We start from the raw sequence: 11217 nt of genomic DNA on the forward strand, positions 1-11217 counted from the left end.
CTTGTGCAGCTTGCGTACGGGCATGCCATCCAACCTGTGGACTGCTCATTAGCGATACGGCAGCAGAGGGATTAGCCTCTGGCGTGGTTGCCACATCAACATGACCATAATACACGGCAGAAGGCAGCAAATGATGCCCCTGATCATCAGGCAGTGTTTGCGCCTGACCACTGCGTACCGATGCAACCAGTGAGTTTGTGGTGCCTAAATCAATACCCGCCGCCAGACGATGCTGATGCGGCGCAGCCATTTGCCCAGGTTCAGCAATTTGTAATAACGCCATATTATTTTCCGTTATTACCCCAACAGGTTATCTTCTAACCGCTCAATTTCCTGCCGGAGTTTGGCTAAAAATTTAAGTTTACGCACATGATCAGCGGCCTGATCCCACTGCGCCTTTTCCAGATCATCTTGCAACTGCTGCATACGCGTACGGTTCATCACCGTGAGGCGTTGCTCAAATTCGCCCAGCAGCGTCTCAATGTCTGCGGAGCTCGCCTGCTCAATCTCTTCGAGCTCTTCACGCAGCATCATTTGCTGCATCAAAAACTCAGGATCACGCAAGGTCTGCTGCTCTGCATGCAATGAAACCCCATTTTGAGCCAGCAAATATTCTGCTCGCAGCAAAGGATCACGCAGTGTTTGGTAACCTTCATTGATGTTGGCAGCATTTTGTACCGCCAAAAGACGATCACGCTCTGATGCTGTTGCAAATTTATCAGGATGATTCTGTTTTTGCAGCTCACGATAGTGAGATGTTAAAAGGCTGCCGTCGACCTTAAAGCAGACTGGCAGCCCAAATAATTCAAAGTAGTTCATGCGGATACAACCCAGCGTTGACTACAAAATGATACGGGTAAGCGGCGGCTTACACATTGAAGCTTTCACCGCAACCACACTCACCCGTCACATTCGGGTTATTGAATTTGAAGCCTTCATTTAACCCTTCACGCGCAAAATCCAACTCTGTGCCATCAAGAAATTGTAGGCTTTTTTGATCAACAATCACCTTTACGCCGTTGGTCTCAAACACGACATCGTCATCGTTCAATACATCAACAAACTCAAGCACATACGCCATACCGGAACAGCCAGATGTTTTCACACCTAAACGTAATCCCAGCCCTTTTCCACGATTAGTTAAAAACGTGCGGACTCGGTTCTCTGCGCTTTCGCTCATGGTGATCGCCATTACTCTACAACCTCTTTGACTCGTTTTTGTGGTTATTCTGCGCTGTTATGTTTGCTTTTATAATCAGCAATCGCGGCTTTAATTGCATCTTCCGCTAAAATAGAGCAGTGAATTTTTACCGGAGGCAGAGCTAGCTCTTCTGCAATATCGGTATTTTTAATGGCTGCTGCTTCATCAAGACTTTTGCCTTTTACCCACTCGGTCACCAGTGAGCTTGATGCAATAGCTGAACCGCAACCATAAGTTTTAAAGCGTGCATCTTCAATGATGCCGTTTTCGCTGACTTTAATTTGCAGTTTCATTACATCGCCGCACGCAGGAGCGCCGACCATACCGCTGCCGACTTGTGCATCATTTTTATCAAACGCACCGACGTTACGTGGGTTTTCGTAGTGGTCAATGACCTTTTCGCTGTATGCCATGATCTCTATCCTCAATCCTGTAAGAAATTAATGGTGCGCCCATTCAACAGTGCTTAAATCTACGCCTTCTTGGTACATATCCCACAGAGGCGAAAGTTCACGCAGCCGTGTTACCGCTGTGCGGCACAGTTCAATGGCATAATCGACCTGTTCTTCCGTGGTATAACGGCCAATTGAGAAACGAATAGAGCTGTGTGCAAGCTCATCATTCAGGCCTAGCGCGCGTAAAACATAAGAGGGTTCAAGGCTGGCAGAAGTACAGGCAGAACCTGAGGATACAGCCAGATCTTTGAGCGCCATGATCAATGACTCACCTTCAACATAGGCAAAGCTGATGTTGAGGTTTCCGGCCATACGCTGTTCAAGACTGCCGTTCACATAGACAGCTTCCATATCTTTTAGGCCATTAAGCAGACGGTCACGCAGTGTGCGGATACGCGCCATTTCAACGTCCATCTCTTCTTTAGCGATACGGTAAGCTTCACCCATGCCAACAATTTGGTGTACGGGTAGCGTGCCGGAACGCATGCCACGCTCATGTCCACCGCCGTGCATTTGTGCTTCTAAACGAACACGCGGTTTACGGCGGACATACAGTGCACCAATACCTTTCGGGCCATACACTTTGTGTGCAGAGAAGGCCATCAGATCAACTTTGAGTGTGGAAAGATCAACGGGGATTTTACCCACACTTTGGGTGGCATCAACGTGGAATAAAATTCCACGGCTGCGGCACATTTCACCGATAGCAGCGATATCTTGAATCACACCAATCTCATTATTCACATGCATGATAGAGACTAAAATGGTGTCATCGCGCATTGCCGCGGCCAGTTTATCAAGATCAACCAAACCACTTGGTTCAGGATCAAGATAGGTGACCTCAAAACCTTCACGCTCCATCTGGCGGCAGGTGTCTAGCACGGCTTTATGCTCGGTTTTACAGGTAATGATGTGCTTACCTTTTTTACCGTAAAAATTAGCAACGCCTTTAATTGCCAGGTTATCTGCTTCAGTTGCACCTGAGGTAAAGACTATCTCACGCGGATCAGCGTTGACCAGCTCGGCAATCTGATTGCGCGCAATATCAACGGCCTCTTCTGCCTGCCAACCGAAACGATGCGAACGCGACGCTGGATTACCAAACGTGCCATCCATCGTCATAAACTGCATCATTTTTTCGGCAACACGCGGGTCCATTGGACAGGTTGCAGAATAATCAAGATAAATAGGCAATTTCATGTCATTGCTCCAAAACATTTCGTTAGGTTTTATTATTTTAAAATCAATTTTAAAATCAGACGCTTAGCTTTATATTTTGCACATCTGTGTTCAATGATGCTTTCTGCGCGGTATGGCGAAGCGCATTTTCTTGGCGATCGGCCACATGCAGAACATCTTGATTCGCCATTAATTCCGCTAACGTAATGTTGTTTAAAAACCCACTGATCCTATCGCTAAGATCACGCCATAATGTATGCGTCAGGCAGCGAACACCGCCCTGACAGTCACCCTTCCCTAAACACTTGGTGGCATCAACGGATTCATCTACCGCTGAAATCACCATGCCTACGGCGATACTATCAGACGGTTTACCCAGTAAATAACCACCGCCTGGCCCGCGTACACTGTTCACTAAACCGTGTTTGCGCAACCGTGCGAACAGCTGTTCGAGGTATGAAAGAGAGATCCCTTGACGCTCGGAGATCTCAGCAAGTGTTACAGGCCCTTGCTCTGAATGCAGTGCCACATCTAACATAGCGGTCACTGCGTAACGTCCTTTTGATGTCAGTCTCATGCGGCACTTCATCCTCTAATAAATGTAGGGATATTGTGCCATTCCCGACTAAAACAGTCAAGTATAAGCCCGACCATTTTACTCAGGATTATTATCTTGTTTACGCTTGTTTTTTTGTACTGCTGTTAGCATGCCGCGCAAGATGTTTAACTCTGCCGCTTCTGGGCGCGCGCGGGTATACATGCGGCGCAATTTGCTCATTACCGCACTCGGCGTTTCGGTACGAATAAAGTTCACATCGGTCAGCACCTGTTCAAGATGCTGATAAAAGCGCTCAAGATCATCACTTAGCGGATATGGGCTCTCTTGCGCGGTATAATCCGCTTCACTGGCGCGTGTCTGCTCAAGAAAGTTCATGCGAATTTCATAAGCCAACAGTTGTACCGCCATGGCCAAATTCAGTGAGCTATACTCAGGATTGGCAGGAATGGTGACATGGTAGTTGCACTTTTGCAGCTCTTCATTGGTCAGCCCAACCCGCTCACGGCCAAAGACCAGTGCAACCGGATGATGGCGTGATTCACTGGCAATACGTTGACCACACTCGCGAGGTTCAATCAGCGGCCACTGTAGAGTACGTGAACGCGCGCTAGTGCCGATAACCAGACCACAATCACCGATAGCTTCATCGAGTGATGCCACAATTTTAGCTTGGCCGATAACATCGCTCGCCCCTGCTGCCAGAGCAATTGCCTGTGAGTCGGGCTCAACTTTTGGGTTAACCAAATACAAGTTGGTCAGCCCCATGGTTTTCATTGCTCGCGCGGTAGACCCCATGTTGCCGGTGTGGGAGGTTTCTACCAGGACAATTCGCACATTCTCTAACATGATCGCTCTAACGTGGTTAATCAGACGATGGGTGAGTTGACCGAGGTGACGATAACGCCCCAAGATCAACACGCTCAAAAAAGGGAATTATATTAGCATATTTCCAACAGGTTGCGCAGTGATTCAGAGCCACAGCGATGATCACCCAGTTCGGCCAATAAAAAAACACTCTTTGCTTTTTTACTGGTTAACTTGCTATACTCCGCCACCGTTTTCCCGTTCTTTAACAACATCCACCGGAAGAGACCTATGCATCCGATGCTGAACATTGCCGTGCGTGCTGCGCGCAAGGCTGGTAACGTTATTGCCAAAGCTTATGAACAACCAGATTCTGTTGAGGCAACCCAGAAGGGTGTAAACGACTTTGTCACCAATATCGACAAAGCCGCTGAGAAATCAATCATTAACACCATCCAAAAATCATACCCAAATCACTCTATCATCAGTGAAGAGTGTGGCGAACATATTGGTGAAGATGCTGATGTACAATGGGTTATCGATCCGCTGGATGGTACAACCAACTTCATCAAACGTATTCCTCATTTCTCAGTCTCTATCGCTGTGCGCATCAAAGGCCGCACCGAAGTGGCTGTGGTATACGATCCTATCCGTAATGAACTCTTTACCGCGACACGCGGCAGCGGCGCACAACTGAACGGCTACCGTTTACGTTGTGGTGATGCTAAAGACCTTAACGGTACTATTCTGGCAACCGGCTTCCCGTTCAAAGCTAAGCAACACGCAGCTCCGTACATGGCAATTTTATCAACCCTGTTCACACAGTGTGCTGATTTCCGCCGTACCGGTTCTGCTGCGCTGGATCTGGCTTATGTGGCTGCGGGCCGTGTAGACGGTTTCTTTGAGCTGGGCTTAAAGCCGTGGGATACCGCAGCCGGTGAGCTGATGGTTCGTGAAGCGGGCGGTATTGTGTGCGATTTCGTGGGTGGACATAACCACCTGCACAGCGGTAACACCGTAGCGGGTAATCCACGTGTTGTTCGTGCCATGCTGGCCACTATGCGTGATGATCTGAGCGAAGCGCTGAAGCGTTAAGTAGTCACTGACCAAAACAGGTCAGTAATAGATTTAAAAAAACCGCATCGGCTAAGGCTGATGCGGTTTTTTATTATGTGGGATAGGGTATAGCTATTATGATAATTACACTATCTACGATAATTGCACCATCATCACTTACCCTTCCGGTCTTTAAGTACCGATTGAGCCGCTGTATTCACAAAGACTCAATCGGATGGTTGATACCGGATATCACTACGCTAAGGTCAAACGTTAAGGTAAACGCTCGAGATCAGCGCCCTCTTTCTCTACCACCGGTGGCAGCATGTGCTCACGCTTCACACCCAGTTTCAGTGCCAACGCAGATGCAACATAGATGGATGAGTAAGTACCGATACCCACACCAATGAGCATTACGGTAGCAAAACCGTGGATCAGTGCACCACCAAAAACAAACAGTGATAGCACAACGACCAGCGTAGTACCGGATGTCATCAGCGTACGGCTAAGGGTTTGTGTCAGTGATAGGTTCAAGATCTCTGCCGGTGTACCACGGCGTACTTTACGGAAGTTTTCACGGATCCGGTCAAATACAACGATGGTATCGTTCAGTGAATAACCAACCACTGATAGCAGTGATGCCACAATAGTTAGATCGAGTTCTATCTGGAACAAAGACAACACGCCGAGCGTAATGATGATGTCATGTGCCAATGAGAGCACTGCACCCATTGCCAGACGCCATTCAAAACGCACACCGACATACAGTAAGATACTTAACAGTGATACCAAAATAGCCATGCCACCGGCTTGAGCGAGCTCACCGCCCACATTGGGGCCAACAAACTCGATACGGTGAACCTGTGCTTGTGTATCAACACCGCTTTGTACTGCTGCCAATACACGCTGCCCCAGCTCTTCACCTTTGATGTTATCTTTTGGTGGCATACGCACCATAACATCACGTGAAGTACCAAAGTTTTGTACGATGGCATTATCAAAGCCGGCCTTTTGCAACTCATCACGAACTAAACTTAAATCCGCAGGCCGTGAGAAGTTGACTTCAATCAGCGTACCGCCGGTGAAATCAAGACCCCAGTTAAAGCCCTTGGTAAAGATAATCCCGAATGAAATCACCATCAGCGCCAGTGAGAATACAAACGCTGCAGGGCCAAGACGCATAAAATCAATGATCTTTGGCTTATTCTCGGGAATGTTATTTTTTTCAGCTACCACGTCGGCACTCCTTAGATTGATAGCTTATCAATGCGCTTGCCACCGTAAAGGAAGTTTACGATAGCGCGGGTACCGATAATGGCGGTAAACATTGATGTCGCAATACCGATGCTGAGGGTGATAGCAAAGCCTTTAACCGGGCCAGTACCCACTGCATACAGGATCAACGCGGTAATCAGTGTGGTGACGTTGGCATCGGCAATACTGGAAAATGCATTGCTGTAACCTTCGTGAATGGCTTGCTGAATAGAGCGACCATTGCGCATCTCTTCACGTATCCGCTCAAAGATCAATACGTTGGCATCAACGGCCATCCCCACCGTCAAGACGATACCGGCAATACCCGGCATGGTCAGGGTTGCCCCCGGTAGCATCGACATGATCCCGATAATCATCACCAGATTCGCCAGCAGTGCGCTGATCGCAATCAGGCCAAATTTACGGTAGTAAATCGCCATGAAGATAACAACGGCAGCCAAGCCCCACATACAGGCATCAAGACCTTGCTGAATGTTTTGTGCACCCAGTGATGGACCGATAGTCCGCTCTTCCACTATCTGGATAGGTGCAATCAGAGCACCGGCACGCAGCAGCAAAGAGAGGTTGTGAGCTTCAGCCTGACTGTCGATTCCGGTGATCCGGAAGCTACGGCCTAAACGTGACTGGATAGTCGCAACGTTGATGACTTCATCGTGCTTTTGCAAAATGACTTTACCGTTGGCATCGCGCTTGCCACTGTCTTTGTATTCACTAAACAGGGTAGCCATCGGTTTGCCGATGTTATCTTTGGTAAAGTTAGCCATCTTAGTGCCACCTTCCCCGTCAAGGGAGATGTTCACTTGTGCACGGTTATACTCATCAGCGCTGGCACTTGAATCGGTGATGTGATCACCGGTCAGCACCACTTTTTTATACAGCAGTACTGGGCTGCCATCGCGCATCAGTTGAATTTCAGAGTCACCCGGTACACGGCCATTTACAGCGGCCTGCAGATCAGCTTGGTTATTCACCAAACGGAACTCAAGTGTGGCTGTTGCACCTAAAATCTCTTTGGCACGAGCAGTATCTTGGATCCCCGGCAGTTCAACAACAATACGGTTAGCACCCTGACGCTGTACAATCGGTTCGGCTACGCCAAGCTCGTTTACGCGGTTACGCAAAATAGTGATATTTTGCTGTACGGCGTATTCACGGGCCTCTTTAAGGCGTGCTTCACTGAGTTTCGCGGTAAAGGCATTTTGACCATCGAGGCTGGTAAATACCAGATCACGGTGCAGAGGTTCAAGGTAAGCTAAGGCGGCTTTTAAGTCTGCTGCATCACGAAAACGCACTTCAACGGCGCCTGAGTCCACTTTACGGACAGCGCTGTAACGAATACGCTGTTCACGCAGTTCTGAACGGAAGCTGTCTGCAGTTTGCTCTTGCAGCTTGCCTAACGCGGCATCCATATCGACTTCCATCAGGAAGTGTACGCCACCACGCAGATCAAGGCCGAGTTTCATCGGATTAGCGCCGATGCTTTCCAACCAATTTGGGGTTGCGGCAGCAAGGTTAAGTGCTACGGTATATTTATCACCCAATGTTTCAGCAACAATATCACGCGCAGTCAGCTGCTCATCAGTATCTTTAAAACGCACTAAAATAGTGCCGTCTTCCAGTGCAATGGCTTTTACCGGAAGATTTTTGCTCGCCAGAAGTTCTTTTACTTTATCCAGCGTTTGTACATCAGTAGATGCACCACGAACACCCGAAATCTGAATTGCCGGGTCTTCGCCATAGATGTTTGGAAGCGCGTACAACGCACCAATGGTGACCACGAAGGCCACCATCAGATACTTCCATAAAGGATAACGGTTTAACACGACGATCCCCTTAGGGAAGTATTTAAATTACAGAGACTTCATCGTGCCTTTTGGCAGAACGGCAGTCACGAAGTCTTTCTTGATGGTGACTTCTGTCGTGTCATTTAGCGCAATCGCCAGATAACCGGTTTCAGCATTCACCTTAGCAACACGACCAATCAGACCACCGTTGGTCAATACTTCGTCGCCTTTGCTGATGGAATCCATCAGGTTTTTATGCTCTTTAGTACGCTTAGCTTGCGGGCGGTAAATCATGAAATAGAAAATCAGACCAAAAATAACCAGCATGAAAATCAATTGTAGGCTGCTTCCCTGTGCCGGAGCTCCGGCGGCCGCATAAGCGTCAGAAATGAACAAACTCATCGGTGAATATTCCTCATCTATATTATTGGTGATTTAAATTACACAAATCTCAACGTTATTGCTGATTCAGTGGTGGAACAGGTTTTCCAATACGGGTATAGAACGCTGTCACAAATTCGGCAAACTTACCCTCTTCAATCGATTGACGGATACCGGCCATCAAACGCTGGTAATAACGCAGATTATGGATGGTGTTTAAACGAGCACCCAGAATTTCGTTACAACGGTCTAAATGATACAAGTAGGCGCGTGTATAATTGCGGCATGTGTAGCAATCACACTCAGCATCTAGCGGTGCTAAGTCATCACGATACTTGGCATTACGAATTTTTACCACGCCATCGGTAACAAACAAGTGGCCATTACGCGCATTTCGGGTAGGCATCACACAGTCAAACATATCAATACCACGACGTACGCCTTCGACAAGGTCTTCTGGCTTACCCACGCCCATCAAATAACGTGGTTTGTCTTGTGGTAATTTCGGACAGGTGTGCTCCAAAATACGGTGCATGTCTTCTTTCGGCTCGCCGACGGCGAGTCCGCCCACAGCATAGCCGTCAAAACCGATATCAGTGAGGCCTTTTACCGAGATATCACGCAAATCTTCGTATACGCTACCTTGTACGATACCAAACAGGGCATTTTTGTTCCCTAACTGGTCAAAATGCACACGGCAACGATCGGCCCAACGCAGTGACATCTCCATTGAGCGCTTTGCATAATCCCAGTCTGCCGGATAAGGGGTACATTCGTCAAAGATCATGACGATGTCAGAACCCAGATCGTACTGAATTTCCATGGATTTTTCAGGGCTTAGAAAGATTTTGTCACCATTAACTGGGCTGCGAAAATGTACGCCCTCTTCGGTGATCTTACGAATATCGCCTAAACTGAAAACCTGAAAACCACCGGAGTCGGTCAGAATAGGGCCTGGCCACTTCATAAAGTCGTGCAGATCACCATGTTTACGCATGATATCTTGCCCCGGACGCAACCACAGGTGAAAGGTATTACCGAGTAGAATTTGTGCGCCAGTTTGCTGCACTTCTTCTGGGGTCATGCCTTTTACGGTGCCGTAAGTACCCACCGGCATAAATGCAGGGGTCTCGACTACGCCACGGTCAAAAATAAGGCGTCCACGACGCGCGTTTCCTTCGGTGCCAATCAGTTCGTACTTCACTTATCCTCCCAACATCAGAGAAACAGTCTGATGTTTTATTGCTGACGCTACTCCACCACAGTGTGGAGCGGTAATTATACCGATAATCTGCACTTAACACGTCAGTTATTGTGCTAACCGACTCTTTGTTAAGGTTTGTGTTGCCTTTTTACGCTTGGCGCGTGATGAACATCGCATCGCCGTAGCTGAAAAAACGGTATTTATGCTCAACAGCTTGTTGATAGGCATGCATAGTATGTTCGTATCCGGCAAAGGCAGAAACCAACATAATTAAGGTTGATTCCGGCAAATGAAAATTGGTCACTAATGCATCAACCACTTTAAATTGAATACCCGGATAGATAAAAATATCGGTATCACGCTGGAACGGTGCGATAAGTGCATTATCACCTGCGGCTTTCGCGGCGCTTTCCAGTGAGCGCACAGAGGTTGTGCCTACCGCGATGACTCGATTTCCGCGTGCTTTACAGGCTAATACGGCATCAACAACATCTTGTGATACATCGGCATACTCTGAGTGCATGTGATGTTCTTCAAGCGTATCTACCCGCACCGGCTGAAAAGTGCCTGCGCCTACATGCAGGGTAACAAATGCCAGTTCAACACCTTTGGCTTTAAGTTTTTCGAGCATGACATCATCAAAATGCAGCCCCGCAGTAGGCGCAGCCACAGCACCTGGGGTTGTGTTGTAAACTGTTTGATAACGCTCTTTATCGCTCTCTTCATCTGGGCGATCAATATAGGGCGGCAGTGGCATATGGCCAATTGCGTCTAAGATAGTAAATACGCTGCGCGGATCATCAAAGCGGATTTCAAATAGAGCATCATGCCGTGCCAACATAGTCGCACGTACGCTTTCGTCATCCCCCAACAGTAGCTCTGTGTTAGGTTTCGGGGATTTAGATGAGCGGACATGGGCCAGAATACGCTGATCATCGAGCACACGTTCAACCAATACTTCTATTTTGCCGCCAGAGGCTTTACGACCAAACATGCGCGCGGGGATCACTCGGGTGTTATTGAACACCATGAGATCACCGGCCTGAATGTTATCAAGCACATCGGGAAATGCCCCGTGTGTCAGTGTGCCTGTTGTGCCATTGAGCGACAACAAGCGGCTTGCCGTACGTTCAGGTTGCGGATAACGCGCAATCAGCTCTTCAGGCAGGGAAAACGAAAAATCAGCTACACGCATAACCAATACCGGTAAATAAACAGGCGGGTAGTCTAGAGCCGCCTGCTTGTGTCTTCAAGTTGTTATCAGGGTTTTCTTGCGTTATCAACCGTGATGTGTGTGCCGTTTTTAGTTCAGTGCAGAC

At 48.1% G+C, this 11217-nt stretch carries 13 protein-coding genes; 1 reads left to right on the forward strand and 12 read right to left on the reverse strand.

The features are described 5' to 3' along the window. The 7 genes from ACRC27_RS11340 to trmJ form a co-directional block, all read right to left on the reverse strand. Positions 1-283: Hsp70 family protein (locus tag ACRC27_RS11340; protein ID WP_438639910.1), on the reverse strand; the 283-nt coding region annotated here is incomplete at its 3' end. A 14-nt stretch (positions 284-297) separates the two neighbouring features. After that, positions 298-819 carry a co-chaperone HscB gene (hscB, locus tag ACRC27_RS11345; RefSeq protein WP_438623608.1) on the reverse strand — a complete coding sequence of 174 codons (522 nt, stop codon included), beginning with the start codon at positions 817-819 and terminating at the stop codon, positions 298-300. Between the two features lie 49 nt (positions 820-868). Beyond that, on the reverse strand, positions 869-1192 hold the full coding sequence (iscA, locus tag ACRC27_RS11350; protein WP_438623609.1) for an iron-sulfur cluster assembly protein IscA: 324 nt from the start codon (positions 1190-1192) through the stop codon (positions 869-871). A 32-nt stretch (positions 1193-1224) separates the two neighbouring features. Next, complete coding sequence (iscU, locus tag ACRC27_RS11355) at positions 1225-1614, reverse strand: Fe-S cluster assembly scaffold IscU (protein WP_438623610.1); 390 nt, start codon at positions 1612-1614, stop codon at positions 1225-1227. A 27-nt stretch (positions 1615-1641) separates the two neighbouring features. Further along, on the reverse strand, positions 1642-2856 hold the full coding sequence (locus ACRC27_RS11360; protein ID WP_438623611.1) for an IscS subfamily cysteine desulfurase: 1215 nt from the start codon (positions 2854-2856) through the stop codon (positions 1642-1644). A gap of 55 nt (positions 2857-2911) precedes the next feature. Next, positions 2912-3412: a Fe-S cluster assembly transcriptional regulator IscR gene (gene iscR, locus ACRC27_RS11365; RefSeq protein ID WP_438623612.1), complete on the reverse strand. Its 501-nt coding sequence runs from the start codon at positions 3410-3412 to the stop codon at positions 2912-2914. Positions 3413-3490: 78 nt separating this feature from the next. Further along, positions 3491-4240 (reverse strand): tRNA (cytosine(32)/uridine(32)-2'-O)-methyltransferase TrmJ, encoded by a 750-nt coding sequence (gene trmJ / locus ACRC27_RS11370; RefSeq protein WP_438623613.1) that lies wholly within the window; start codon positions 4238-4240, stop codon positions 3491-3493. Between the two features lie 249 nt (positions 4241-4489). On the opposite strand from trmJ, the gene suhB reads away from it, so the two are divergent. After that, positions 4490-5293 (forward strand): inositol-1-monophosphatase, encoded by an 804-nt coding sequence (gene suhB / locus ACRC27_RS11375; protein WP_438623614.1) that lies wholly within the window; start codon positions 4490-4492, stop codon positions 5291-5293. 234 nt (positions 5294-5527) lie between these two features. On the opposite strand, the gene secF is transcribed toward suhB, so the two are convergent. The 5 genes from secF to queA all read right to left on the reverse strand — a co-directional run bounded on the left by secF (position 5528) and on the right by queA (position 11093). After that, on the reverse strand, positions 5528-6436 hold the full coding sequence (gene secF, locus ACRC27_RS11380) for a protein translocase subunit SecF (protein ID WP_438623664.1): 909 nt from the start codon (positions 6434-6436) through the stop codon (positions 5528-5530). 65 nt (positions 6437-6501) lie between these two features. Beyond that, positions 6502-8352: a protein translocase subunit SecD gene (secD, locus tag ACRC27_RS11385; RefSeq protein WP_438623615.1), complete on the reverse strand. Its 1851-nt coding sequence runs from the start codon at positions 8350-8352 to the stop codon at positions 6502-6504. Between the two features lie 27 nt (positions 8353-8379). Next, on the reverse strand, positions 8380-8715 hold the full coding sequence (yajC, locus tag ACRC27_RS11390; RefSeq protein ID WP_438623616.1) for a preprotein translocase subunit YajC: 336 nt from the start codon (positions 8713-8715) through the stop codon (positions 8380-8382). A gap of 55 nt (positions 8716-8770) precedes the next feature. Further along, positions 8771-9898 carry a tRNA guanosine(34) transglycosylase Tgt gene (gene tgt / locus ACRC27_RS11395; protein ID WP_438623617.1) on the reverse strand — a complete coding sequence of 376 codons (1128 nt, stop codon included), beginning with the start codon at positions 9896-9898 and terminating at the stop codon, positions 8771-8773. A 148-nt stretch (positions 9899-10046) separates the two neighbouring features. Beyond that, positions 10047-11093: a tRNA preQ1(34) S-adenosylmethionine ribosyltransferase-isomerase QueA gene (gene queA, locus ACRC27_RS11400; protein ID WP_438639911.1), complete on the reverse strand. Its 1047-nt coding sequence runs from the start codon at positions 11091-11093 to the stop codon at positions 10047-10049. Positions 11094-11217: the final 124 nt, after the last annotated feature.

The organism is Plesiomonas sp., assembly GCF_051650925.1.
GTDB lineage: Bacteria > Pseudomonadota > Gammaproteobacteria > Enterobacterales > CAMTGL01 > Plesiomonas.